At 45.0% G+C, this 24,863-nt stretch carries 24 protein-coding genes; 8 read left to right on the top strand and 16 right to left on the bottom strand.

From position 1 onward, the window contains the following. Positions 1-4: 4 nt before the first annotated feature. The 5 genes from QZW47_RS02310 to QZW47_RS02330 form a co-directional block, all read right to left on the bottom strand. The gene (locus QZW47_RS02310; RefSeq protein ID WP_293229821.1) at positions 5-484 is read right to left on the bottom strand and encodes a J domain-containing protein; all 480 of its coding nucleotides are present in this window, start codon (positions 482-484) and stop codon (positions 5-7) included. Positions 485-612: 128 nt separating this feature from the next. Continuing rightward, positions 613-1,488, bottom strand: coding sequence for an Rpn family recombination-promoting nuclease/putative transposase (locus tag QZW47_RS02315; protein WP_293123175.1), 876 nt, complete (start codon positions 1,486-1,488; stop codon positions 613-615). Positions 1,489-1,551: 63 nt separating this feature from the next. Then, on the bottom strand, positions 1,552-2,439 hold the full coding sequence (locus QZW47_RS02320; RefSeq protein WP_293123178.1) for an Rpn family recombination-promoting nuclease/putative transposase: 888 nt from the start codon (positions 2,437-2,439) through the stop codon (positions 1,552-1,554). 80 nt (positions 2,440-2,519) lie between these two features. Next, the gene (locus QZW47_RS02325) at positions 2,520-4,097 is read right to left on the bottom strand and encodes a chloride channel protein (protein WP_293123181.1); all 1,578 of its coding nucleotides are present in this window, start codon (positions 4,095-4,097) and stop codon (positions 2,520-2,522) included. 621 nt (positions 4,098-4,718) lie between these two features. Next, a complete protein-coding gene (locus QZW47_RS02330; protein ID WP_293123184.1) occupies positions 4,719-6,152 on the bottom strand; it encodes a hypothetical protein in 1,434 nt (477 codons plus the stop codon). An 86-nt stretch (positions 6,153-6,238) separates the two neighbouring features. Between QZW47_RS02330 and QZW47_RS02335 the strand changes: the two genes are divergently transcribed. Next, a complete protein-coding gene (locus QZW47_RS02335) occupies positions 6,239-6,841 on the top strand; it encodes a pentapeptide repeat-containing protein (RefSeq protein ID WP_293123186.1) in 603 nt (200 codons plus the stop codon). 820 nt (positions 6,842-7,661) lie between these two features. Here the strand turns inward: QZW47_RS02335 and QZW47_RS02340 are convergent. Beyond that, positions 7,662-7,787, bottom strand: a complete 126-nt coding sequence (locus tag QZW47_RS02340) for a hypothetical protein (RefSeq protein ID WP_293123189.1) — start codon at positions 7,785-7,787, stop codon at positions 7,662-7,664. 145 nt (positions 7,788-7,932) lie between these two features. Beyond that, entirely contained in the window at positions 7,933-9,324 is a 1,392-nt protein-coding gene (locus tag QZW47_RS02345; protein WP_293123192.1) for a glycoside hydrolase family protein, read from the bottom strand. Between the two features lie 236 nt (positions 9,325-9,560). On the opposite strand from QZW47_RS02345, the gene QZW47_RS02350 reads away from it, so the two are divergent. Further along, entirely contained in the window at positions 9,561-10,856 is a 1,296-nt protein-coding gene (locus tag QZW47_RS02350; protein WP_293123195.1) for an NB-ARC domain-containing protein, read from the top strand. 5 nt (positions 10,857-10,861) lie between these two features. On the opposite strand, the gene QZW47_RS02355 is transcribed toward QZW47_RS02350, so the two are convergent. Both QZW47_RS02355 and QZW47_RS02360 read right to left on the bottom strand, forming a co-directional pair. Beyond that, the gene (locus tag QZW47_RS02355) at positions 10,862-11,377 is read right to left on the bottom strand and encodes an isoprenylcysteine carboxylmethyltransferase family protein (RefSeq protein ID WP_293123198.1); all 516 of its coding nucleotides are present in this window, start codon (positions 11,375-11,377) and stop codon (positions 10,862-10,864) included. A gap of 271 nt (positions 11,378-11,648) precedes the next feature. Beyond that, positions 11,649-12,593, bottom strand: a complete 945-nt coding sequence (locus QZW47_RS02360; RefSeq protein WP_293123407.1) for an aldo/keto reductase — start codon at positions 12,591-12,593, stop codon at positions 11,649-11,651. Between the two features lie 312 nt (positions 12,594-12,905). Here QZW47_RS02360 and QZW47_RS02365 point away from each other — a divergent pair, with 312 nt between their 5' ends. After that, positions 12,906-14,339, top strand: a complete 1,434-nt coding sequence (locus QZW47_RS02365; RefSeq protein ID WP_293123201.1) for a BCD family MFS transporter — start codon at positions 12,906-12,908, stop codon at positions 14,337-14,339. A 207-nt stretch (positions 14,340-14,546) separates the two neighbouring features. Further along, complete coding sequence (locus tag QZW47_RS02370; protein ID WP_293123204.1) at positions 14,547-15,380, top strand: inositol monophosphatase family protein; 834 nt, start codon at positions 14,547-14,549, stop codon at positions 15,378-15,380. 274 nt (positions 15,381-15,654) lie between these two features. Here the strand turns inward: QZW47_RS02370 and QZW47_RS02375 are convergent, their stop codons facing one another. From QZW47_RS02375 to QZW47_RS02405, 7 genes are all read right to left on the bottom strand, one after another. Beyond that, the gene (locus QZW47_RS02375; protein WP_293123207.1) at positions 15,655-15,882 is read right to left on the bottom strand and encodes a hypothetical protein; all 228 of its coding nucleotides are present in this window, start codon (positions 15,880-15,882) and stop codon (positions 15,655-15,657) included. 33 nt (positions 15,883-15,915) lie between these two features. Further along, positions 15,916-16,551 carry a retron system putative HNH endonuclease gene (locus QZW47_RS02380; protein ID WP_293123210.1) on the bottom strand — a complete coding sequence of 212 codons (636 nt, stop codon included), beginning with the start codon at positions 16,549-16,551 and terminating at the stop codon, positions 15,916-15,918. Beyond that, the gene (locus QZW47_RS02385) at positions 16,548-17,801 is read right to left on the bottom strand and encodes an AAA family ATPase (protein WP_293123214.1); all 1,254 of its coding nucleotides are present in this window, start codon (positions 17,799-17,801) and stop codon (positions 16,548-16,550) included. The genes QZW47_RS02380 and QZW47_RS02385 overlap by 4 nt, the downstream gene beginning before the upstream one ends. Positions 17,802-18,035: 234 nt before the next feature. Further along, positions 18,036-18,617, bottom strand: coding sequence for an NAD(P)H-dependent oxidoreductase (locus QZW47_RS02390; protein ID WP_293123217.1), 582 nt, complete (start codon positions 18,615-18,617; stop codon positions 18,036-18,038). Between the two features lie 189 nt (positions 18,618-18,806). Continuing rightward, the gene (locus QZW47_RS02395) at positions 18,807-19,688 is read right to left on the bottom strand and encodes a ChaN family lipoprotein (protein WP_293123220.1); all 882 of its coding nucleotides are present in this window, start codon (positions 19,686-19,688) and stop codon (positions 18,807-18,809) included. 573 nt (positions 19,689-20,261) lie between these two features. Continuing rightward, positions 20,262-20,624 carry a cupin domain-containing protein gene (locus QZW47_RS02400; protein ID WP_293123223.1) on the bottom strand — a complete coding sequence of 121 codons (363 nt, stop codon included), beginning with the start codon at positions 20,622-20,624 and terminating at the stop codon, positions 20,262-20,264. Between the two features lie 288 nt (positions 20,625-20,912). Continuing rightward, positions 20,913-21,194 (bottom strand): hypothetical protein, encoded by a 282-nt coding sequence (locus QZW47_RS02405; protein WP_293123226.1) that lies wholly within the window; start codon positions 21,192-21,194, stop codon positions 20,913-20,915. Between the two features lie 165 nt (positions 21,195-21,359). On the opposite strand from QZW47_RS02405, the gene QZW47_RS02410 reads away from it, so the two are divergent. The 4 genes from QZW47_RS02410 to QZW47_RS02425 all read left to right on the top strand — a co-directional run bounded on the left by QZW47_RS02410 (position 21,360) and on the right by QZW47_RS02425 (position 24,860). After that, on the top strand, positions 21,360-21,998 hold the full coding sequence (locus QZW47_RS02410) for a peroxiredoxin (protein WP_293123229.1): 639 nt from the start codon (positions 21,360-21,362) through the stop codon (positions 21,996-21,998). 246 nt (positions 21,999-22,244) lie between these two features. Then, positions 22,245-22,829 (top strand): Uma2 family endonuclease, encoded by a 585-nt coding sequence (locus tag QZW47_RS02415; RefSeq protein ID WP_293123232.1) that lies wholly within the window; start codon positions 22,245-22,247, stop codon positions 22,827-22,829. Positions 22,830-22,891: 62 nt separating this feature from the next. Then, entirely contained in the window at positions 22,892-23,866 is a 975-nt protein-coding gene (locus QZW47_RS02420; RefSeq protein WP_293123235.1) for a cysteine synthase A, read from the top strand. A 694-nt stretch (positions 23,867-24,560) separates the two neighbouring features. Then, the gene (locus tag QZW47_RS02425; RefSeq protein WP_293123239.1) at positions 24,561-24,860 is read left to right on the top strand and encodes a (2Fe-2S) ferredoxin domain-containing protein; all 300 of its coding nucleotides are present in this window, start codon (positions 24,561-24,563) and stop codon (positions 24,858-24,860) included. The last annotated feature ends 3 nt before the right edge of the window (positions 24,861-24,863 follow it).

The raw sequence follows: 24,863 nt of genomic DNA on the forward strand, positions 1-24,863 counted from the left end.
GGGTTTAATTGCCGCGAATTAAGCCGATCGCGATCGCCAGTACCAAGCATCCGACTAAAGTAGCCCCCATGATAAATAGAGCGAATATTTCGCCGGGGGACAGAGGGCGATCCGTGGGATCTAGGTAAGCCGAGTTAGAAGTTTTTTTACTCGATCCCGAAACCGGAGTGTTGAAGCCCGGGGGCGACTGAATCACGTTCAGGCGAGAATAACCTATTTTGAGATCGTAGGCGAGGCGGCGTTCTGGGTTGCTGAGGGTAGCGTAGGCGTTATTGAGCTGTTGAAATTTGGCGGTGGCGACTGCGGGTGGCAAGTCGGTAGTATCGGGATGGTAGAGTTTGCTCAGTTCCCGGTACGATCGCCGAATTTCGATCGCGGAGGCTGAAGGATGCAGCCCTAACAAGCCGTAATGACTGGAACCCAAGGGGGTTTTTCCTGGTGTTTTCTGACTTTTGTTTTTCGCAGTTGCCTCGTTTCCTGCCACCGAAGCCCCTCTCTGCCGATTGTTGATAATATCTGATTATTTTAGCCCAGAGTTGAGTGTAGCGCCACTGTCTGTGCGATCGACGGGTTGAGTGTGGGCGATCGGCGATCGACCCGAAGGAGTTTAAACTATGAATCGGGCGATCGTAAATTCCGTATATCTTCAAGACTCAGCCCTGTGGTTTGGCTGATGGTTTCATCATCGAGGCGTGAAAGTAGCTGTCGGGCGATCGATCTCGCCTTTTCTCGCATCCCTTCTTCTCGTCCTTCTTCTTTTCCTTCCTCTCGCGCTTCCAGAGTAGCTTTGAGCATCGCCCCCTGTTGGTCATAAATAAACTGTTCTATTTTTTCCATATTTGTTATTTCTTCCGGGCTTAATCTCGCTTGATTCGCAATGTCAAATGCTTTATGTATTTCCGGTATAATGTCCATTGTTTCTGGCACTGATGTCAGACTTCTGGCATTTTTCATGAAATAAATCCATTTATCGGCTAGCGTTTCTAGTTCCTGCTCTTCTTTGGTAAACTTTGGCAATTCTACAAATATTAAATCTATCTCATTGTCTGGATAAACTAAGTTTGTTTTCACTTCTTTATACACAAATCTCGAAATTAAATTCCGGTTGCTCGGAAACATTTCAAAATCCGTGATTGTCAAAGCAATCACTGGTTTGAGCATTCGATAGCCTTCTCCTGCTTGTAGTTGAAATGCGTAGGTTTTGGCTGTATTGTAAAAAACTCGCTTCCCGAAAGACTGCACGTTGAGCACTTGCATTTCAATAATTACTAATGTGCCATCGCTGAGTTGGGCTTTGACATCGAGATATGTATCTTTTAATCCTTCAACTTTTGGAGGCAGATTTGGGTTGATTATTTCTAAGTCTTCAATGGTGGCATTTCCTTCGTAAACTAGCGCATTCAGAAAGCTGATTAAAATATCTTTGCTTTCTGATGAGCCGAATATTTTTTTGAAGGCGTAATCGGTTTTTGGATTAATAAATGTCATGAGGTTTCGGTGAATAACTTGAGTATTTATCGTGGCTACAATAATTTAGGTTGGGAGGAACTTTTAGGAATCGCCCCCTCGCAAATTTCGCACATCCTCAACACTCAGCCCTGTGGTTTGGCTGATGGTTGCATCATCGAGGCGTGAAAGTAGCTGTCGGGCGATCGCCAGCTTTTCTTCTCGCTTTCCTTGTTCTCGTCCTTCTAACTTTCCTTCTTCTTTTCCTTCCTCTCGTGCTTCCAGAGTCGCTTTGAGCATCGCCCCCTGTTGGTCATAAATAAACTGTTCTATTTTTTCCATATTTGTGATTTCTTCCGGGCTTAATTTCGCTTGATTTGCAATATCAAAGGCTTTATGGATTTCTGGTATAATGTCCATTGTTTCTGGTACTGATGTCAGACTTCTGGCATTTTTTATGAAATAAATCCATTTATCGGCTAGCGTTTCTAGTTCCTGCTCTTCTTTGGTAAATTTCGGCAATTCTACAAATATTAAATCTATCTCATTGTCTGGATAAACTAAGTTTGTTTTCACTTCTTTATACACAAATCTCGAAATTAGATTCCGGTTGCTCGGAAACATTTCAAAATCAGTGATTGTCAAAGCAATCACTGGTTTGAGCATTCGATAGCCTTCTCCTGCTTGTAATTGAAATGCGTAGGTTTTGGCTGTATTGTAAAAAACCCGCTTCCCGAAAGACTGCACGTTGAGCACTTGCATTTCAATAATTACTAATGTGCCATCGCTGAGTTGGGCTTTGACATCGAGATATGTATCTTTTAATCCTTCAACTTTTGGAGGCAGATTTGGGTTGATTATTTCTAAGTCTTCAATGGTGGCATTTCCTTCGTAAACTAGCGCATTCAGAAAGCTGATTAAAATATCTTTGCTTTCTGATGAGCCGAATATTTTTTTGAAGGCATAATCGGTTTTTGGGTTGATAAATGTCATAGCAGTAAGATTTAGGTTTGAGATTATGGGTTTTGTGGCGAAGTGGCCGAATTCGATCGCACTTCAACTGCTTCAACCGCTTATTTTGTTTCCGACAAAGGCTTGACATCTTCGGACAAATGTGCATTAGCCATTACCAACGCTGGCTCCTCCATAGTGTGTTCGTCTTCGGTGGGAAGTTCGCAAGAAATCAGCTCTGTGACAATTCTTTCTCCGAGAGCGTCTTCCCAATCCTGCAACTGTTCTCGGGCTTTGATTGGTGTATTGACAGCTACGTCTACGCCCATTTGCTGGAGGTTGAGGCTGTGGGCTGTCGATCGACGATTCACAAACTCTACCAGCCATACGCTCAGTCCGACTGCGGCCATCAAAGGCAAGACAATCCGGTAATCTCGGGTTAATTCAAACATCAACAGAATGGCTGTCAGCGGTGCTCTGGCGCTACCTGCGAGGACGGCGGCCATCCCCACCATGGCGTAGGCGGGAGGGCCTGCGACTCGATCGCTCAGGGCGGGGATCATTTCCAAAAAGATGCCGTAAGCCGAACCCAGAGAAGCTCCCAAAAACATCGCCGGAGCGAAGATACCACCAACTAAACCGCTACCCAGGCTGATTGCTGTCACCGCTAGTTTGACGAACAACAGCAGCAGCAGCAAAGACAAGGAAAATTTCACATCTTGCAGCATGGCTTGGACTGTTTCGTAGCCCACACCCAAAATTTGAGGCAATTGCAGGGCGACTAAGCCGACGATCGCACCGCCGATGATTGGGTGAACGGGCCGGGGCAGTCGTCCCAGCCAAGCAAATCCTTGGGTTTTTCCTTGAAAACAGCGATCGGCCAATTGAATTGCTTCTGTGTAGGCGAGAGACACACAGCTTGCCAAAAGTCCCAATCCCATGTATAGAGGCAGTTCTAGAGGACTGCGGACATCGTAGATCGGCAAAGCAAAGGCCGGCTGAGCTCCCAAACAAATTTGAGCGATCAGCGCCGAAACTACGGCAGATAGCAAGACAACACTCACAGACGAAGTGGCGAAAGTGCTGCCGAGCACGACTTCTAAGGCAAAAAAGACTCCGGCGATGGGAGAGTTAAATCCGGCAGATAAGCCTGCTGCTGCTCCGGCGCCGAGGAGCAAGCGCTGCCTTTCTGGGGAAAGCTGCAAGACTTGAGCTAGCAGCATTCCGAAGTTGGCACCGATTTCGACGCTGGGGGCTTCTGGGCCGAGGGATGCACCGGTGCCGAGGGATACTGAGGCGGCCACCATTCTGGTGATGGGTTTGAGCGGGGAGAGTTCTTGCAGCCCCCGCGTCGCGGCAATTAACGATGACATATTCGGGCCAAAATCGCGAAACCACCAGCGCATCAGCCCGATGATGACTCCGCCGATGGTGGGAATACACGCTAGTGTCCAAGAGCCTTTCGAGGCGATCGCCCCCATGAAGTCTTCCAGCATCAGGCTGTGGATCACGTGGATCAGGTAGTGAAAGGTGACTACGCCTGCGCCCGTAACTCCCCCGATGACTAGGGAGAGGATGAGTAGCAGGGTTTCTGGACTCGGGTGGAGGCTGTTGAACAGCGGGCTAAGGCGGGATGCTTGGGGAGTTTCTGCGGTTGGCCCGGGCGGTGGCAGGAGATCCACAGGATGGGTGGCTTTCATTTAGGGGTTAATTTTTTTGTGTGAGAAGTTAGATAAATATTACATTTTATTTCTTATTTTCATTTTGAGTTATTTTAGGGGAATTGACAAGTTATACGATTTTAGATTTTAGATTTTAGATTTTAGATTGAAGAATTAGGAATGATTGATGAGTTCAGGGTTTGGAGCTTACTAGAGAGTTAGATTCTTTTTTTAAACTGGTATTAATCAAGACATAGTTGAGGGAGGATTTTGGGGCGACCGGCTGGGGTGGAATAAGCGCTTCTGAGGGTGGGTGAATTTTACGTGACGATTGTATACTCAGTGACATTCAAATTTAGATAAATTGAGTGATAATCCTAATTAACTATATCTAAAGTGCTAGAAGTTCGGGCGATCGCACTCTGAGGAGCGGTGAGCTGGCACTATACTAACAATTAGTGAAACTCAACTTTCCATTTGAGATTATTGATGGGGTCAAAAATCTCAAATGGAAAGTTTGATCGTTCGCTATGGAAGTCCTAGGCATGAAAGATGCGGACTGAAGTCCTCACTACAAACCTGTTGGATCGTTCGCTATGGAAGTCCTAGTCATGAAGGATGCGGACTGAAGTCCTCACTACAAACCTGTTGGATCGCACCTCACATGGGTTGTTGCGCGGGCCGGATTCTGGCTCTGGGTTTGGCGATCGACATTAGCGGATCGCCGATGGTGGTGACTTTCCAGGGCGGCGATTCTAGCTGGCGGGCTGCGATTAAAAAGGGCGCACCTCGTTTTAGGCGATCGACCATAATTTTAGGCGGAATAAATGCAGATAACAAAGGTTCGTTGACGCTACCGACATAGGCGTAAGCACCATTTTGCAACCACCGCCCAGCAACGGTACTTGCATCATCTGGATCAGATGCTGACCAACTGTGAATCATGTGGATTGCTGCGGGAAATTCGAGTTTTGGTATATCGTCAACTGGGGCATCGCCGTCGCCGACTTGAAATGATTTTGGATAGCCTTTGGAATTCATCAATATTAAGTCAAATGTCCACGGTTTTGATGCTAAATTCCGCCAAGTTTGCAGGCTAGAATCTGGTTGCTGCACTAATTCGACATTCAAACCTATGGTTTTTAGTCCGCTAGCTGCTGACTCCATTTCGTATTTTCCCCAATTTCCTTCTTTTGGGTAACTGTCATACAGCATCGCTGTTTCGCTGTCGAGGAATATGGCGCACATGGCTTGATAGATCGCTCGCACTTCCGAGCCATAAATCCAGCCAGCCGCAGCCCAGCGTTCGCCGTTGGGGTGCCGTCCCAAACCGTCGGTAACAGCTAATTGTTCGTCTTTGTTTTGAGGGGATTGATATTTTACTGCTAGTTGGCGTACAATGGTGATTGTGTCGATCGCGTCTCCGAGTTGAGAGTAAAAATATCCTGTAGATTCGACAGCTTTGGTAACTGCTATTTGCAGAGTTTTCCACTGTGTGTCATTGAGGTTATTGTTGGGTTTTCCGAAGTTGCCTTCGACAAATACTAAAGGTTGGCCACGGGCGGCTGCTAAGGCAACTGCTGCTGTGCGTGCTGGGTCATTTTCTGAGGTGATGACTACTCCTGGAGGTTCCCAGCCGAGCTCTTTCCATTTTTCTTTTAAGGTTTTAGCATCCGTGGCATTCCAGGCTGTTGCTGCGCTGTTGTGCATTAATTGTTGGAGTTTTTGACCTGTTGGGAGTTGCTGTTTGATGCTGGGTAAACGGACGATTTCTTCGGGTTGGAAGCGCTCCAAAAACATCGGCGCATATTTTTTATCTTCGATGATAATGGGCCAGTGTCCTTTGAGGTTCCATTTTTGGATTGCTGCTAAGAATGTGGCTTCGTCGGGGACTAAAACTATGCGGTTGACTGTTGGGATGTTGTCGCGGATCAGTCCGACTCGCAGGCCTGTTTTCACTGGCCAGGGCTCTTGTTTGGCTGATGGGGGAAGTTGAAAGGGTTTTTTGAGCAGGCGATCGCACCCGACGCCGATTGTTGCTAAAATCGAAATTAGGGCGATCGCTAGCAATTGAAGTTTTAACTGTTTTTTCATGAGGGAAGGGAAGAGTAGCAAAAAACTCGATCGCCAACACTAGAAATTATAGGTATATTTTTATACTAATACCGGATTTTCGCGGCATGACACAGAGAAATATTGTAAGTGCGATCGGGATGGTGACTGTTTGTGCGATCGGCTTAGCAACTACAGGTTTAATAATTTTCGCAGCCAACGGTTCCTCAGTCAAGCATCAAGTCCGACAATTGCTTGTTACCAGACAATGCCGGGAGTGCAATCTTTCAGGTGCTAATTTGAGTGCAGTTTTTCTCGAAGGCGTCAATTTAGAAAATGCCAACCTGAAAAATGCCAATTTGTGGAGTGCCAATTTGGTAAATGCTAACTTGAAACAGGCAAATTTGGCTGGTGTTTACCTGATAAGTAGCAATTTGGTAGGGGCAAATTTGGCAGAAAGCAATTTAGAAAAGGCGTTTTTAGAGGATGCTTATTTGGGAGAAAGTAACTTAAAAAATGCTAACTTAACAGGTGCTTTTATGAAAGGTATTTTTTTGGTTAATGCTGACTTGTCGGGGGCGAATTTGGAGGGGGCAAATCTGTGGATGGCAAATCTGGAGGGTGCTAATTTGCAGGGTGCTAATCTGAGGAATGCTTTGCTGTTGGAGACTAATTTGAAGGGGGCGAATTTAAAGGGTGCGGTGATGCCTGATGGTACGCGGCATGAATAAATGTCAGTTGTCAGTTGTCATTTGTCAGTTGTTATAGGAAAGGGCGATCGCGCCTGCAACCTTCATTTCCCGTTATTTGGTGAGGAGATGAAGGAGTGATGAGGTGCGATTGACATCCTAAAAGATTTTACAATTTTACTGCCCGCGTCCTGGTTTGCAATCTACAAAACCTAATGCCTCTGTGCCCTTGAAAACTGGCGATTGCCATCTCAATAACTGCTTCGATCGGGTATTCAATTTCAGCAGCACGAGCAATTAGAGCGGCTTGAATTCGATCGGGCAAGCGTCCTAAAATAATTTCGGCATCAGCGAGGGAAAGTTCTGAAGTTTGGCTTGCATGGCATTCACCAATTGCAATTTAATATAGCTTGGCTATCGCACCCCTCAACCTATCTTTCAGTCATGAATCACTACTGGGTCTAGGAGCTAGTCGATTGCCAGAATCATTTCTGGGATTTGAAAGAGGAGTTACTTGAGTGCGGGTAAGAAAGGATAGCAATGCAGCAGTGAAAGCATATAAAGTTCCTAACTGAATCTCCTGCAACTGAAGAGCACCGAAAGCCACTAGCACGGGAAAAAGTGCTTGAATAAGTCCCTGAAATAACACTGGCTCTTGCCTAATCTGCTTGAATAACCACATAACAAAGCCTCATATTTTAGATTCAACTCGAACATAAAACTCTGAAGTACATCTCAACCGAAAGCTAAAGCAGTCGAACTTATAATTGTGTCGCAGATGCGGTACAATACTTTTCTTAGTCGGGTTATACCGCACATCTGCGGTTGAACTCTGAATAGTCTGAACAAGTTTTGCTTTGACTTAACTCAAAGAATAAATCACCCCGATCGCCCTGTCGGTGAGAAAAAGTGACAGACTTTTGTAAAGGTTTGTAACTTTACAGATTGTCAAGGTAGAGGAAAGGGCGATCGCACCTGTAACCTTCATTTCCCGTTATTGGGTGAGGGAGTGAAGGTGTGAGGTGCGATCGGCTTACTATTCAAACACTTTTCAAACTTTAGACAACCCCTGAGATATCTTGTAGGACAGGATTTCCAGATCGCCCTAGAGAGTGTTAACGGGCAGTGTCCACCTACAGCAGATCCCAGTCTACAAAAAGGTCGCGAGGATCGTAAAGACGCAAAAGCCTGACCAGTTCTTTCAAATCCTCCATTGTGGTTGGGCAAACACATCCAGCACTACCTGGTGAATGTCTTTCGTTCCAATCAACATGAAAGCCAAAAGCATCGCGATCGTCAATTTGGGTGAAATGTTTGATTAGAGGAACAAAGACTGGACCAATCCCATCATTTTTATGAAAGTGAGGAACATCGTAGTTGTTCTTATCACCCGCCCAATCAATATCGCCGATGACGTAGCGTCCTTGAGGAATTGGCTCTAAACTCCCTGCATCGCTATCTTCAGGAAGATTGAAAATCTGTCTGCTACTAACACCTGAAACAACAGGAAGCGAGTTAAGAACGTTCTGCTGAGAACTGATAAAGTCTAGTGACAACCACTCCAGCCCGTCGGAATTTACCTTATAGGTGCGAGTCAGACGGCAATAAACCCGTTCTAACATTGGCTCAGGTAAACGTTTGCGTGACTTAGCGAGTGCGGCAGCAAGTGTTGCTTTTGTTTTGGGACCGAAAAGCCCGTCAACCTTGAGATTATTTTCACCTTGGAACCGTGTAACAACTTCTTTAGTGACAGCAGTGTAGCTATTAGGCTGACTGTCAAGTTTAAGAAAACCGCGCTCTGCTAATGCACAATTGAGGATGTAGCAATCTTCGCCTGCCGATCCTTCCTTGAGGGTACGGGTAATCTTCAGAGGAAGTTCTGGAGCCTCATAAGGTTTGTTTAGAGCTGCAACATTATCGGACGCAGCAATTTCAACATCATCACCCGGCCATCCCTCCCGCCGAAATAAAGCTTCTTCTTTATTGCGACGAATCACTAATCCTGGTAGAACTTTCCCATTCCCATGAATCCAGCGATCGAATTCACGGGCTGCTCCCTCGTAGTCGTTCGTGTTGAGCTTACGCAGGAGTGTTGATTTTTTTAAGGCTTCCGATCCGAAATTAAACGCGAACGAAACCAGAGCATCAAGCATACCTTGTTTGAGAGGAACTTTGCACAGGTTATTCACTGCGTCTGCCTTCTCTGTCACTTCCACATTTAACCAGCGTAAAGCGTCAGCTTCGGTAATCACATCACCTTTTTGTACAGCCCTGTTTTTATTAATGTGATGAATTGATCCATAACCAATCGTCCATACCCCGACTGGATCGACATAAGCTCCAATTGTTCCATCAGGAAGTTTGCGATGTAGACCTTCTGACTCTTTGATAAGATTTAAGCAGTCTTGACTTGGTTGCATATTTATAAGTATTTCTCCTTCTTGACTTTCCTCATCAAAACCCAAACCCGATCGCCCTGGCGGTGAGAAAAAGTGACAAGCTTTTGTAAAGTTACGTAAATTCACTCGATCGATTTGAGATTTGAGATTGTGGAATTGACCTCATCGCAAATCCGGTTTAAATATCCCTCTTATTTCTTAGTCCGCAAAGGCAGACTTTATTCGTAGAGACGCGGTTTCAACCGCCGAGTATAAAAGGGGCTACCTTGCGGTTAATTCAATAAATTTGTTTTCTATCCTGAAACACAACCCCCCACTCAGAATAATCGGTAAATCTATTGAATAGATTAATATGACAATTTATGACAGCACAAGAGGCGATCGCCCTAATTGACATTTTGTTACAATCCGCAAACAAAAAGCAAAAACTCAATGACATTCAATCTCTCGTTTTTCTGGAAACTTGGGAAGGACATTCTTATCAAGAAATAGCCGATCGCTTACTTTACGAACACGACTATATCAAACAAGTCGGTTCGCATTTGTGGCAAAAGCTCTCTAAAATCATCGGTGAACAAGTTTCAAAGCACAATCTTCAAGCAGTCTTGCGCCGCTACCAGCATCGCAGCGCAGCACATAACTGCATCCAAGATTGGGGAGAAGCGATCGATGTTTCCCAATTTTACAACCGCCTACAGGAATTGCAAACTTTAGAAACTTGGATTAGTAGCAATTCTACTCGTGCGATCGGTATTTTTGGACTTGGCGGTATCGGCAAAAGTTCTCTGTCTGTCAAACTCGCTCAGCAAATTCAATCTCAATTTGAATTCGTGATTTACCGCAGTTTGCAGCAAGCACCAACCTTAGATGTTATCCTCAGCAATATTTTACCGATTTTAACTAATTCATCAGCCACAACCAATAACTCTATTTCTTCTCTGATGGAACAGTTGCGACAAAAACGCTGTTTGTTAATTTTCGACAATCTGGAGTCGATTTTGCAAGCCGGAATTTGCAGCGGACAATATCAACCAGGCTATGAAGATTACGGACTGTTATTTGGGCGTATTGCTGACGAATCTCACCACAGTTGTCTGATTTTAACGGGACGAGAACAACCGGGCGGATTTGCTGTGCGATCGGGCGAAAATTTGCCGGTGCGATCGCTCAAACTCTCCGGCCTTTCACCGCCTGTATGCCAGCAAATCCTTGCCGATAAAGGATTAAAGGCAACGCTACTACAAAGTAGAGATATTGTCAACTACTTTGGTGGCAATCCCCTGGCGATTAAAATTGCAGCCACGACTATTCAAACACTTTTTGGCGGTGATATTCAGGCATTTTTATTGCAAGGAAATACTGTGTTTAGCGATTTGTGGGATTTGCTCGATCGCCAATTCGATCGCCTGTCTCCCCTGCAACAACAAATCATGTACTGGTTAGCCCTTAATCAAGATGCAGCGACTCCTGCGAGGTTAAAAGCTGAAATTTTGCCCAAAGTTGCTGGACGGCCGCTGATGGAAGCGTTGGAGGCGCTGGCGGAGCGATCGCTCATCGAAGATCGGCGATCGCTCAATGAGAACGCGCCAACAACTTTAATGCTACAGCCTGCGATCGTCGAATATATCATAGAACGCTTGATTCAAACCGCAATCTAAAACTTTTAATAAATTCCTGGAATTAGTTTTTTGACTCGCTGGCGATATTCTGAATAGTCGGGATATTTTTCGGTTAACCAGGTTTCTTCGCGGTTGGCTTTGATGTCTAAAAATATTAGTAAAATTGCAGTGGCTATTAAGTGCGATATGCTCATTTGCCAAAGTGTCCAGCCGAGGGCTGCGAAGATTAAGCCGCTGTATAATGGATGCCGCACTATGCTGTAAATTCCTGTTTGGACTAATTCTCCATTTTCTATGGGATAAGGTAAAGGTGTGAGGTTTTTTCCTAAGTCAATCAATCCTTTGACGATTAAAATTAGTGCACCTAAGCCGAGGATGCTTGCCAGAATCCAGGTAAGATAAATTAATTGAGTTGATTGAATTTTGAATCCTGGTATTTGATAAACTGGTAAGATGGCAAATCCTGCGAGTAATGCTCCTTGAAGCAATACTAAATATTCGCCGCGGCTGTTGTTGAGCAAGCCTTCGCGGGTGAAACCCCAGTCTGTTAATAGTTTCATAGTAAGACGAAGGAAGAAGGAAGAAGGAAGAAGGAAGAAGGAAGAACAGGAATCAATACGGTTCAGCTAGCGGTGTCCGAAGAGAGGAACGAAGCAATCTCCGTATCTATTTTTTACTCTCGTTTTACCCTTGCACTTTCTGATATGAACCTTATTGAAATAGGACTTACGCATTAAGCTAAAGAAACCGGGTTTTTTACCAAATTTGCAGTGTAAAATCTGTGTATTTTGCGAAAAAACCCGGTTTCTGAGTGGTGGTGAATAAGTCGTATTATTCTCGCCAAGGACGTGTCATTAGTTCTAGTTGGTAGACTTCATCTTGGCTTAATGTCCAGCCTAGGGCGCCTGCATTTTCTTCGGCTTGTTTTGCGGTTTTGGCGCCGGGAATTGGGATGACTCCGTTTTGGGCTATTAACCAGTTTAGGGCAACTTGGCCGGGTGTGCGATCGCGCTTTCTTCCCATTTTCCGCAAGGTGGACATGACTAATTCGATTTTTTCGATGCCCACTTTGCTGAAGCGGGAGTCAAATTTGCGGGCTCCAGTCGGTTCTTCTTGGGCGCTGTATTTGCCTGTCAGCAATCCTTGGGCTAAGGGGCTGTATGCTAAAATCGTGACTCCCAATTGGCGGGCTGCACGCACAATTCCTTCTTTTTCTACTTGCCGCGATAGCAATGAGTAACGAACTTGATTTGTTGCTAGGGGAACTCCTCTGGCTGCTAATATTTTGTGGGCTTCGCGCATCTGTTCTTCGGAATAGTTGCTGACTCCTACTGCTTGAATTCTGCCTTGTTTTACTTCGTCTGCTAAGGCATTCATCAGCGTTTCTTGACTCAGCAAAAAACTGAAGGGCCAGTGTACTTGGTAAAGGGTTATTTGTTCTACTTGCAACCGTTTTAAGCTGGCACTTAAGGCTTCGGAAACTGATTTTCCTGAAATCCGCCAAGGTACGGGGCCGAATTTAGTGGCTATTTGGACGGGTTGGCTGGTTTTTTTGATAAACTGCCCCAGCAATTCTTCTGACAAGCCGTTACCGTAGACTTCGGCTGTGTCGAAAAAGTTGACTCCGGCATCTAGGGATGTGTTGAATGCTGCTTCTACTTCGGCGGCGCCGTAGTTGCTGCCGTAGTTCCAAAATAGTTTATCGCCCCACGCCCAAGTTCCGACGCACAGGGGAATGACGGCTGGGCCATTTTGTCCCAAGGTAATGGTTGTCACGGTTGGTAAATCCACAATTCTTTATTGTCTATTATTTTTATATAAATAATCGCGATCCTCTTCGAGGGCTTCGCTAACGAGCTTCTAGCTGGCGGAATAATGGTAGCCCGTTGCGATATCTCATACCATTTTGGATTTTAGACTTCGACTTCGCTCAGTCGAACGATTTTAGACTTCGACTTCGCTCAGTCGAACGATTTTAGATTGGGAATAAGTGATGGTGTATGGGTTTGCAGCTTGTCTACAGTTGGATTATTTTTGTAACTCGTATCAGTTACGATGAATGCTGATGCTCTGTTTATTTGAATACTTATGCCGATCGACTCTTTGCCAGATTCTACATTAACAGATTCCGCGACTGCTACTATCAAGAGAATTGACCTCGCTACTATGTTCCGGCTGGGTTTGTTTCAGATGGGGCTGGGCATGATGTCGATTTTGACCCTGGGGGTGCTCAATCGCGTGATGATTAAGGAGTTGGCGATTCCGGCTACTGTGGTGGCGGGTACCCTGGCGATGCACCAGTTTGTCGCCCCGGCTAGGGTGTGGTTCGGGCAAATGTCGGATGCTAAGCCTTTGTTTGGGCATCACCGCACGGGTTACGTGTGGCTGGGAGGGTTGTTATTTGTAATTTCGGCTTTTTTGGCGGTGCAGGTGATGTGGCGCTTGGGCGCTAGTTTGGACGCTGTGGGGTGGACGACTCCGACTTACGGCTGGGTGGGTTTGTTGGGTTTGGTTTTTGCGCTTTACGGTATCGCGATTTGTTCGAGCTCGACTCCTTTTGCTGCGTTGTTGGTGGATGTTTCGGATGAGGAGGATCGATCGAAGTTGGTGGGTGTGGTATGGTCGATGCTGATGGTTGGTATTATTATCGGGGCGATTGTCAGCAGCGGTTTGTTGAAGCAGATTGATGGGGATGTGCCGCGGGAAGTTTTACAGGCTTCGATTAATGGTTTGTTTGTGAAGGTGCCGGCGGTGGTTTTGCTGTTGGTGGGGATTGCAACTTTTGGGGTTGAGAAAAAGTATTCGCGTTACGGGGCGCGATCGCTCGCAGTGAATCGAGAAGATAAAATTACTTTGGGAAGTGCGCTGCGGATTTTGACTGCTAGCCGCCAAACCGGTTTATTTTTTACTTTCCTGCTGGTGATGACAATTTGTTTGTTTATGCAGGATGCGGTTTTGGAACCCTACGGCGGGGAAATTTTTAAGATGCCGATTTCGGAAAGTACCAAGTTGAATGCTATTTACGGTACTGGTGTTCTCATCGGTTTGAGCGCCACAGGTTTTTTAATTGTACCGCGCATCGGCAAGCAAAATACGATTAGATTGGGTTGTTTGTCGGTGGCGGCTTGTTTTGGCTTGATTATTTTATCGGGATTTACTGGTAATCCCACTGTGTTTAAGTCGGCTTTGATGTGTTTCGGCTTAGCTTCGGGAATTACAACGACGGGGGCGCTGAGTTTGATGTTGGATTTGACTGCTGCGGAAACTGCGGGGACTTTTATTGGCGCTTGGGGTTTGTCGCAGGCGATGGCGCGGGGTGTGGCGACGGTTAGCGGTGGTGCTATTTTGGATTTTGGCAGGACTTTGTTTGGGGTGCCGATGTTGGCTTACGGGTTAGTTTTTGCTGTGCCGGCGGCGGGTATGATTTTTGCTGTGTACCTTTTGAGTCGGGTGGATGTTGCCGAGTTTCAGGATAATGCTAAAAGTGCGATCGCAACTATCCTGGAAAATGAATTAGACTGAGGTTCGTAGTGAGGACTTCAGTCCGCATTATCTCGGAAAAAAAAACTCAACTCCTGACTGCGAAACAAATAAATTAGACGAAGGTTCGTAGTGAGGACTTCAGTCCGCATTATCTCGGGAATAAAAAACTCAGGTTTGTAGTGAGGACTGCATTCCTAATGATATCGTGGAGTAAGGACTTTAGTCCTTTCTACGAACAAAATACAAATGAAAGATTTTTGGGATTCTATTTTAACTTTTTCTCAGACTACTGTCAAGACAGTCGGACAGCAGTTTTTGAAAGATTTCGGCTCTGCACAAGCGGATGAGAAATCTGATGGCAGTTTGGTTACGCAGTCTGACAATTGGGCTGATGCAGAGATTAGAAATGCGATCGCACTTGCGTTTCCCAGCCACGGGATTTTGAGCGAGGAAGGAGAACACGTTTTACCCGATACTGAATGGTGTTGGGTGGTCGATCCTCTGGATGCTACGACTAATTTTGCTCGCGGAATTCCGATTTGGGGAATTTCTTTAGGTTTATTGTATCGCGGAACTCCGGTTTTTGGCTGCGTGTATTTGCCACCTCTGAATCAAACTTTTTACGGTTTTTATGCAGAAGATTTCGGGGACGATGAAGTATTGACAAATATGCCTCAAGGTGCGTTTTTAAACGATCGCCCGATTCGCCCGAGTGCTGATAAACTAAGTGGAAATCATATTTTTAATTTGTGTTCCCGGAGTGTGGGAATTGGGCCTCATCTTCCGAGTAAAATTCGGATGTTGGGAATGGCTAGTTACAATTTTTTGATGGTGGCTTCCGGTGTGGCGATGGGAGGAGTAGAAGCGACTCCGAAAATTTGGGATATTGCTGGAAGTTGGGTAATTGTGAAAGCTGCGGGTGCGGTTTGGCTACCGCTGGAATCTCAGGCGATTTTTCCGCTGACAGTGGGGAAGAATTACGGGAGGATTTCTTTTCCGACTTTGGTGATGAGTCGCCAGGAGTTGGTATCGGTGTTTTTGCCGTTTGTTGAAGCTTGGAAAAAGAAAAAAATGGGATGATATCAAGTCGCCTCGAACCGAATAGGTTTGTAGTGAGGACTTTAGTCCGCTCTTTCATAAGGACTGAAGTCCTCACTACGAACCTATGTTATCTTAGTTGAGTAATAAACAAATAGGTTTGTAGTGAGGACTTTAGTCCGCAAAGAAGAAGGACTGAAGTCCTCACTACGAACCTATGTTATCTTAGTTGAGTAATAAGCAAATAGGTTTGTAGTGAGGACTTTAGTCCGCAAAAAAAGAAGGACTGAAGTCCTCACTACGAACCTATGTTATCTTAGTTGAGCGATCGCACAAATCGTAAAATTATTAAATAAAACTGCATGGCAGGTGTGAGGGAGGAGTCTCCCGCGCCTGCCATACTGTTGGTAACAAGTATAACCGACCGATGACCGATGGTTAAATTATGCTTGCTTTGGTCTCTGAGTGCCAATGTGCGATCGGGTGGTTTTCTTTTAGGTCGATCGGGTGATGCGGTAGTGGTACAATTTAAGTTAAGTCCCATTGTCCAATCTGCAATCTTTGGGTGAGATTAAATTTAATCAACTCCAAAATAATCCTTCAGATAATACAAAATCGCATTACAAAAAGGCTGGTATCGCCCTTGTGCATCCATTTTTTTACAAAATTGAGCTAATAATTCTGCCTCTTCCTGTGTCATTACTCCTTCCAGTGCTTTAAGTGCTTGAATTCGTCCTTGCGTTAAGTCATAATGGTTGAGTCCCAAAACTTCAATTGTTGTTTCAGCATCTTTTTGGCCAGCTAAATTCTTTGTATTTGGCACTATCTCACCATTACTAGAATAAGTAAAAAAATCTTCACAGTTGGACTGTAGCGGTGAAACTGCGATCGCAAGATTCTGCTTTTTATTGCCACAATACTCAGGCCAATCTGGATCTCTGCCACAAGAACCTAGCATATTTATATAATCAAGAGATAATTCTGCATCAGTCTTACTTTGAGGGGCTAAATGTTCAATATGGCTATTGCTTTGCTCAACTCTCTTACAACAGTAGCAGCAAATGTAGCCTTGTTCAATTAGCAAAAAACTGTGTACCGATCTTTTTTCAGGATTTAGAAGATATCTGTAATGATAGTTGACATTAATAGACTTCTGTGTATCCTTCCAGTCGGAAAAATTTTGAGGCTCTTTCCTCTTTTGAATGTATTTCATTGATTGAGAATTTCCTTGCGTTGAATTAGCCAATCTGCTCTCACAAATTCAGGATCTTCTTCTCCCATTCTGCGCGCTAATTCTTGACGCAATCGCCGTGCATTGTCAAGTTCACCCTTGTCTATGAAGCGAAACAGTTCATATAAAGATTCCTGAGTTTCCTGCGGACGTTCTGGAGTTCCCATGAGCGTTTCTAGAATTCGATTGCTATCTTTACCATAGGATGGTACGCGCTTCATTACAATTCCTTCAGATGTTGATATCAAAAGATGAACCCATTTGATATCGCTGATTACCTGTGGCGAATGAGTGGTAATTATAAACTGGCAATTAGGGAAAGTTTTTGCCAGATTCGGAATAATAGCCCGTTGCCATTTTGGGTGCAAGTGTAGCTCAATCTCGTCAATCAAAACAACGCCGGAACCCTTAAGTGGATTGCATAATGGATTCGGATTTGCGATCGCCAAACGCCTTGCTAAATCACCTGCTAGTGCTAACAAGCATTTTTCACCATCGGATAGTTGATTGACGATCAGTTCATCGCCTTCTTTGTTTACAGTCATTCGCAAAGGAGATCGCCTAACCCGTAAATTTGAGAAGCCGTCTAATAAGTTAGCGATCGCATCTCTGACTGCTTCTAATTCGCGATCGCGATACTCATTAGAACTATTTAGTCGTAATTCATTTTCTAAATCTTCCCGGTCTCTAAACCACTCAAAAAAGCGCCTAAAATCGATCTGACCGCCCGTGAGTACCTCATCATAAGCAGTTATCTGTTCAAACGAATGTTTCGTCCTAATCTTCAAAGGAATATCAAGTACGGCACGGTTAGTTGGATAGTAAATTGCTAAAGGCAAGTCTACCAAAGAAGTAGAATCTAACTGACGATGTATCTTATCAACAACTGTTTTTAACTCCCCAAGGTTGCTGCTAGTCTCCTTACTTCGCCTTTTACTTACCTTAGTTAAAGACCATACTAATTCCTGCTCATTGTCCATTGAAATTGTAATTTCATTATGAGTTTCTTTGCATCCTTTTTTGATATCATCTTCATTGAAAGAGCGCCCAGAACTATTGGGGTTTTGAATTCGCTTTGTCAGACTGGATAGAAGAATGGCTAGACAATCAAGTATGCTAGATTTTCCGACACCGTTAATACCGATGAACACAGTAGGCTCATCGGTATTAAACTCCAAGGTTAAATCTCTGATGCCTCGGAATGAGTTCATTTTTAGACGCTTGACTTTCACGCTTTGGTTCTCGCTCTGCCTGAGTGGGTTATATTTTTGAGATTATATCAAATCAATACTTCCAAATATAGTCAACAATAGACAAGATTGCAAAAGTGGTAAACTATCTTAAGATTATCTGCACTACATCTGTGTTGATCTGCCTTGAAGGAGTGGTTGACGGGCTCTATCAAAGATCTATGCAACCGGTTCTGCGTACCAGGCGCTTTGCGCCTGGTAACGAGTAAAATCGCCTCACGCGATTAATTTGGACAGCACATTAGACAACTTAGCGCCGAGATTCTCAACAGACTCCTGCTGTTTGGGATCTTTCATTGTACCGTCAGCGTTAAATACTCCAAAAGCTTGAGGAATTGCTTTCTGATCTGGCAGCACGAACACGTTAATATTACCCAAGATCGATCGCAAATGCACCAATCCCCGCAAACCGCCAAGCCCGCCAGGGGAAGTGCTCATAATTACCGCTACTTTGTCAGTAAATGCCACCAATCCCGGTTCGCCCGGTGCTGGGCGCGATACCCAGTCGATCGCATTTTTCAACACAGCCGTAACCGAACTGTTATACTCGGGAGAAGCAATCAAAAACCCGTCATGAGCTACCATCAATTCCTTCAACTTCCGGGCATTCTCTGGGATTCCCTCTTTGGCTTCCAAATCTTCGTCAAATAGTGGCAGCGGTAAATCGCGCAAATCTAGATAAGTAACTTCGGCACCCGCCGCCCTAGCCCCAGCCGCCGCAACTTTTACCAGCAGTTTGTTGTAGGATGCCTCCCGGATACTTCCGGCAAATGCAAGTATTTTTGGTCTATTTGTCATTGACTTTTCCCGATTATTGCTTGCAAGTAAAATTATATAGCAATCGCCACAGCGGTGAGGACATAAATAACCTCATGAATAGAGCCGATATGCCATAGCAGAAACGGTTTGATTTCCTTGACGAAGCAACTGTCCCAGGCCCACTCTTCGACTTCGCTCAGCGCAAGCTGTCAACTGTCCACTGCTATACTATTCCGAGTGGTGCCAAACAAAGTCAGCAATGGGTTTGTCTGTGGACAAAGGAGTATCTGTGGGCGAACTAAATAAAACCGATCGCATTTTTACCTTCCCGACTCCCAAACGCCTCTCAACGCGGCTGGGAATCCCATAACCGAACATAATATGTCCTTTCCCTGCTAACACTACAACTTGATAGTCGGGGTTAGCTTTCACAAATGTAGCTATGCTTTCGGCCATAGTTTCGTCCCACAAAACTTGGGCTTGCAAAAATCTTTCAAAGGCTGTACTATGTCCCTGTGCAGATTTTTGGTGCTGTTGGAAAACTTCGAGCAGCATTTGCCGGTATTCGGCGTTGTCGGTGCGAATTTCGGAAATTGGCGGAATATATTTTTTGTCGTCGGCTGTGAGGCTTTCTAAGCCTTGAGAGGCAACTTTTCTGGTTACTTCCGATGGTGTATTTAAGGCGAGGACTGGCAGTTGCTTTTCTTTGGCCAACCGCAAAAATGGCGCGTAATATTCCCAAGGAAAACGCCATCTGCGATCGTACTCTGTTTGCTCGACTAATTGCTCTTCTGTGATTTTACCAGCTAAGTAGTTGTCGATCGCACTTTGGAACGGACGCTGAAACATCTCCATCGCGATCGCAATTTTACCATTTTGCCGCTGCATTTCTTGAATTATCGCCCGTTGAGCTTGGTGGTCGGCTGTGCTATCATGGGTTTCACCCAAATACACAATTTTCGCCTTTAGCAACTGTTGCAGAATCTCTTGATTAGTATAAGTCTGCTGCGGCTGAGGGCTCGCCGTCGGTTCCGCTGTCGCGACACTGCTACACAGCAGGAAAATGCTCAGCGATAAGGCGCACAGTTTGATGAGTTTGGTTGTTTTCATACCGATATTATGACTGTTTCTCCCAACAGCAGCCACAGCCGAACTCTAATATTTTAGCGGCGCGCGCATCCACAAAGCTCGATGCTTAATTCAACTTCATCATTAATCGGAAATATCTATACCCCTACAGGATTGTCTTTCTTCTTCCTTCTTCCTTCTTCCTTCTTCCTTCTTCCTTCTTCCTTCTTCCTTCTGTCAACAGTCAACAGTCAACTGTTATGTAAAGTTTAGTTGCAGGTACTTGCGCTCCCAGAAGAAGGTGGTACATTAATAATATGAAGCAAACAAAAAGCTTCTCTGACAGATACAACTTCCAGATACCGCAGCGAAGTTTAAAATATAACTTAAGGAGTAAAAACGCTGTTTAATCTCACATCTGTCCCATCAAAAAACAATAGCAGCACCCACCAACAAAGCTGATACTTCCCCAACTAATAAGAGGGGAGCAATGCAACTGAATCTGAGGATTTATTGCAACTCCGCATCGAAGTTGAAAAAGAGGAAATCACTCGGTACATATGGCTGGGTGCTGTTATTGTTAAAACTTGTTCTTAAAACAATTTTTTTGACATTTTACTGAAAAATTGTCTCGTCTTCCTTTCGCCACGCCGGATCGACGATACAAATAAATATTAGCGGTTCTTCGCCGCAGTTGTAAATAAACTGCTTGGCGTTTGGCGGAATGTAAATCGCATCTCCGACTTGCACTAATTGAGTGTCATCGTCGATGTGCATTTCCCCAATACCGCTGATGATGTAGTAAACTTCAGAAGTTGTTAGTGAGTGCGGCGCGGAAGTTTCTCCCGGCGGCAAAGTGGCGTGGGCTAAACGGTAACGCAACTCGACAGCTTGTTTGTCTGGATGCAGCAATTCTCGCAGTTGAGTACCGTCACCCGCCATAAACTCGTCGCAGCCGTTTAGCTTTTGAACTAGCATTCTTGATACACTCCTGAAAATCTCTGACTCACAACTTCAGTTTAATTCAAAGAGCGAGAGATGTTAAGAAATGTGTAAACCGGCAACCGGATTTTTCAACCAAAGTACAGGGGATTTAAGCCCCCACCTTTAGGTGGATTGTTTTTAGGCAGGGGCTTAAATCCCCGGGCTAAAAACTTCGGACTTAACTGTCAACCCCTCGACTTCGCGGGCGGGCTCTTCTGTCAACTCTTCGACTCCCCTCGACTTCGCGGGCGGGCAAGTCGCGAGCGCGCAAGCTGTCAACTGTCAACTGTTAAAGTAAGTTCCGGAATGCGATCGATAATCAGGACAGTCGATCGCATCTTCAGACAAAGCTATTATAGGCCTAACGGGACACTTAAGGTGGTAGTCGCCGGTGAAAAATACGCAGTTAGCACAAGGGATTTGGTGCATCCGCTGAGCTCTGTGCACGGAATCGCCGACAGCACGCCCGATACTCGAACACACCAACAAAACTAAACCCCAGGCACAGACAAAACATACCGGAACTAAAACAGGCTGTATTGCCTTCAGCAAAAAGTAAAGCATAGCAACAAAATTTAGTGGTAGGAACAACGTCGCATATAGATTACAGTAGTGGAATTGGGTGGCGATCGACCAAAAAGTTTAAAATCATTTACAACGCGATCGAGAAACCGGGCAATTGTGGGATGATAGATACCTGTTGTTAAATAAAATTAGAGGAAACCAGTTATGTCTCTACGATTAGGCGATACAGTTCCCAACTTTACCCAAGCCTCCTCGGAAGGCGAAATCAATTTCTACGACTGGGCTGGCGATAGCTGGGTCGTGTTGTTTTCTCACCCGAAAGACTATACTCCAGTGTGCACCACCGAACTCGGTGCAGTGGCCCGTCTCAAGTCTGAATTTGACAAGCGGGGCGTCAAAACCATCGCCCTCAGCGTCGATGATGTGGATTCTCACATGGGCTGGATTAAAGATATTGAGGAAACTCAAAAAGTTACTCTCAATTATCCAATTTTAGCAGATGGCGATCGTAAAGTTTCCGACATTTACGATATGATCCATCCTAACTCCCTGAATAACTTAACAATCCGCACAGTTTTTGTGATTGACCCGGACAAGAAACTGCGTTTGAGCATTACGTATCCGGCGAGCACTGGCCGGAACTTTAATGAAATTCTGCGAGTAATTGATTCCCTGCAACTAACAGACAAATACAGCGTTGCGACTCCGGTTGATTGGAAAGATGGTGATGATTGCGTTATCGTACCATCGATTACCGACCCCGCAGAGTTGGCAGAAAAATTTCCGAAAGGTTACACACCAGTTAAGCCTTATTTGCGGATGACTCCTCAACCAAATAAATAGGTTTAATTTGCAAACAGGTTCGTAGTGAGGACTTTAGTCCTTGAGGTTCGTAGTGAGGACTTTAGTCCTTCAAGTTCGTAGTGAGGACTTCAGTCCGCCCGGTTCGTAGTGAGGACTTTAGTCCTTCTTAATTTTTGATCACTGAAGTCCTCACTACAAACAGTTTCGCAGTCATGACTTTAGTCATTCATCCTGATTTTTGAGGACTGAAGTCCTCACTACAAACAGCGATTGAGGAAATTAATTATGTTGACATCAAAAATTGTATTGCGAATACCGCCAAAATTGAAAATGACAGACGACGAGTTTTTCGAGTTTTGTCAAATCAATCGTGAATTACGCATTGAACGCAACAAATCGGGAGAACTGCTAATTATGCCCCCTACTGGTTCGGAGACGGGAAATAGAGAAGGAAATATATTTGGGCCTCTGTGGGTTTGGGCAGAACAAAACGGTACAGGCTTAGCATTTACTTCGAGTACAGGATTTACTTTGTCAACAGGTGCAGACAAGTCGCCAGATGCTGCTTGGATTAAACTGGAAAGATGGAATGCTTTGTCACCCGAACAAAAGCAAAGATTTGCTCCGATTTGCCCAGATTTTGTAGTAGAACTCAGGTCTGCGTCTGACAATCTCAAGCCATTGCAGGAAAAGATGCAAGAATATATGAGAGAACCAGGAGTGCAGTTAGGCTGGTTAATCGATCGCAAAAATCGCCGAGTCTACATCTACCGTCCCGATTTACCAGAGGAATGTTTGGAGAATCCGGCTACAATCAGTGGCGACCCAGTTTTACCGGGATTTGTTCTGAATATGAGCAAAATATGGTAAACTGCTACTACGAAATATCAAATTATTCTCAGAATTATATAGTATACAAACACTCAAAAAATATGGATATCAAAAACGGCTTTATTGGCACAATCGGCAACACGCCACTGATTCGATTAAACAGCTTCAGCGATGAAACCGGCTGCGAAATTCTCGGGAAAGCAGAATTTCTCAATCCCGGCGGTTCCGTCAAAGATAGGGCCGCCCTTTACATCATCAAAGATGCAGAAGAAAAAGGCTTGCTGAAACCGGGCGGCACCGTTGTTGAAGGGACTGCCGGCAATACTGGCATCGGTTTAGCGCACATTTGCAACGCTAAAGGTTACAAATGTTTGATTGTGATTCCCGATACCCAATCTCAAGAAAAAATCGATGCTTTGAAAACCTTAGGCGCGGAAGTTCGGACAGTTCCCGCTGTTCCTTACAAAGACCCGAATAATTATGTCAAACTGTCGGGAAGATTGGCTGCGGAAATGGAGAATGCCGTTTGGGCAAATCAGTTTGACAATTTAGCAAACCGCCGAGCTCATTTTGAGACAACCGGCCCGGAAATTTGGGAACAAACCGACGGCAAAATTGATGCTTGGGTGGCTGCGACGGGTACTGGCGGAACTTTTGCGGGTGTAGCAATGTTTCTGAAATCAAAAAATCCCGCGATTAAAGCTGTTTTGGCAGATCCGATGGGTAGCGGACTTTACAGTTATTTTAAAACTGGGGAAATTAAGAGTGAAGGTAGTTCGATTACTGAGGGAATTGGTACGAGTCGTGTCACGGGAAATATGGAGAATGTCCCGGTAGATGATGCTATCCAAATAGATGATACTGAAGCTGTCCGTGTGGTTTACCAACTGCTGAGGAAAGAGGGGCTATTTATGGGCGGTTCGGTGGGGATTAATGTGGGGGCTGCTGTGGCTTTGGCTAAGCAAATGGGGCCGGGACATAGGATTGTGACGGTACTCTGCGACGGTGGAGCTCGGTATCAGTCGCGTTTGTTCGATCGCGAATGGTTAGCCTCAAAAGGTTTATCATCAGATTAGTAGCCGCGTTGCACACGTGTATCGAGATCAGTCTGGCGTAGTCAAACAATCCCGAAAACGGTTATTGATGTAGTTCGATCGCGATTGGTTGACATCAAAAGGTTTATCATCAGATTAGTAGCCGCGTTGCACACGTGTATCGAGATCAGTCTGGCGTCGCGAAACAATCCCGAAAACGCTTGTAGCGCCGACAAGATTGTCTGGCGTCACAAATTATCTGGAAAATATCTGCGTCTATCAGTGTTTATCTGCTTTGCATCTGCGGTTAGCCGATTCATCAAATATTGATGTAGTTCGATCGCCAATGGTTGGCATCAAAAGGTTTATCATCAGATTAGTAGCCGCGTTGCACACGTGTATCGAGATCAGTCTGGCGTAGTCAAACAATCCCGAAAACGCTTGTAGCGCCGACAAGATTGTCTGGCGTCACAAATTATCTGGAAAATATCTGCGTCTATCAGTGTTTATCTGCTTTGCATCTGCGGTTAGCCGATTCATCAAATATTGATGTAGTTCGATCGCCAATGGTTGGCATCAAAAGGTTTATCATCACATTAATCATGATGTGTGGGATGGGCTTTGAGCAGCGTCCAAAATCTGCATTGACTCTCTGACCACTTTGGGTATATATGGCCACACCTATTCCCATTGTACAAAAATAGCATACATTCAGCAGAGTGTCAAGCAAAAAAACATGAAAATTATCGAATCTTCGAGGCGAGTTCTTGTTTGCCAAAACCGCACTTGTCGCAAGCAAAGTGCAGCCAAGGTACTGACAGCTTTTCAGAAATTGTCCGGTGCAGAAGTAGAAGTTGTAGCTAGCAGTTGTTTGGGACAGTGTGGCAACGGGCCGATGGTGTTAGTCCTACCAGAAGAGGTTTGGTATAGCGGTGTTTCTGCTGAAGAAGTTGCGGCAATCACCGAGCAACATTTGCAGGGCGGAAAGCCGATAGAGGCGATGCTTTACCGCAAGTTTCACGGGCTTTCGCGGTAACAA

Origin of the sequence: Microcoleus sp. bin38.metabat.b11b12b14.051 (assembly GCF_013299165.1) — a bacterium.
Taxonomy (GTDB): domain Bacteria; phylum Cyanobacteriota; class Cyanobacteriia; order Cyanobacteriales; family Microcoleaceae; genus Microcoleus.

Coding starts and splice junctions, on each gene's coding strand:
- QZW47_RS02315 (WP_293123175.1), bottom strand. CDS start 1,488: ATGACATTTATTAATCCAAAAACCGATTACGCCTTCAAAAAAATATTC.
- QZW47_RS02320 (WP_293123178.1), bottom strand. CDS start 2,439: ATGACATTTATCAACCCAAAAACCGATTATGCCTTCAAAAAAATATTC.
- QZW47_RS02325 (WP_293123181.1), bottom strand. CDS start 4,097: ATGAAAGCCACCCATCCTGTGGATCTCCTGCCACCGCCCGGGCCAACC.
- QZW47_RS02330 (WP_293123184.1), bottom strand. CDS start 6,152: ATGAAAAAACAGTTAAAACTTCAATTGCTAGCGATCGCCCTAATTTCG.
- QZW47_RS02335 (WP_293123186.1), top strand. CDS start 6,239: ATGACACAGAGAAATATTGTAAGTGCGATCGGGATGGTGACTGTTTGT.
- QZW47_RS02340 (WP_293123189.1), bottom strand. CDS start 7,787: ATGAAGGTTACAGGTGCGATCGCCCTTTCCTCTACCTTGACAATCTGT.
- QZW47_RS02350 (WP_293123195.1), top strand. CDS start 9,561: ATGACAGCACAAGAGGCGATCGCCCTAATTGACATTTTGTTACAATCC.
- QZW47_RS02355 (WP_293123198.1), bottom strand. CDS start 11,377: ATGAAACTATTAACAGACTGGGGTTTCACCCGCGAAGGCTTGCTCAAC.
- QZW47_RS02365 (WP_293123201.1), top strand. CDS start 12,906: ATGCCGATCGACTCTTTGCCAGATTCTACATTAACAGATTCCGCGACT.
- QZW47_RS02370 (WP_293123204.1), top strand. CDS start 14,547: ATGAAAGATTTTTGGGATTCTATTTTAACTTTTTCTCAGACTACTGTC.
- QZW47_RS02375 (WP_293123207.1), bottom strand. CDS start 15,882: ATGGGACTTAACTTAAATTGTACCACTACCGCATCACCCGATCGACCT.
- QZW47_RS02380 (WP_293123210.1), bottom strand. CDS start 16,551: ATGAAATACATTCAAAAGAGGAAAGAGCCTCAAAATTTTTCCGACTGG.
- QZW47_RS02390 (WP_293123217.1), bottom strand. CDS start 18,617: ATGACAAATAGACCAAAAATACTTGCATTTGCCGGAAGTATCCGGGAG.
- QZW47_RS02395 (WP_293123220.1), bottom strand. CDS start 19,688: ATGAAAACAACCAAACTCATCAAACTGTGCGCCTTATCGCTGAGCATT.
- QZW47_RS02400 (WP_293123223.1), bottom strand. CDS start 20,624: ATGCTAGTTCAAAAGCTAAACGGCTGCGACGAGTTTATGGCGGGTGAC.
- QZW47_RS02405 (WP_293123226.1), bottom strand. CDS start 21,194: ATGCTTTACTTTTTGCTGAAGGCAATACAGCCTGTTTTAGTTCCGGTA.
- QZW47_RS02410 (WP_293123229.1), top strand. CDS start 21,360: ATGTCTCTACGATTAGGCGATACAGTTCCCAACTTTACCCAAGCCTCC.
- QZW47_RS02415 (WP_293123232.1), top strand. CDS start 22,245: ATGTTGACATCAAAAATTGTATTGCGAATACCGCCAAAATTGAAAATG.
- QZW47_RS02420 (WP_293123235.1), top strand. CDS start 22,892: ATGGATATCAAAAACGGCTTTATTGGCACAATCGGCAACACGCCACTG.
- QZW47_RS02425 (WP_293123239.1), top strand. CDS start 24,561: ATGAAAATTATCGAATCTTCGAGGCGAGTTCTTGTTTGCCAAAACCGC.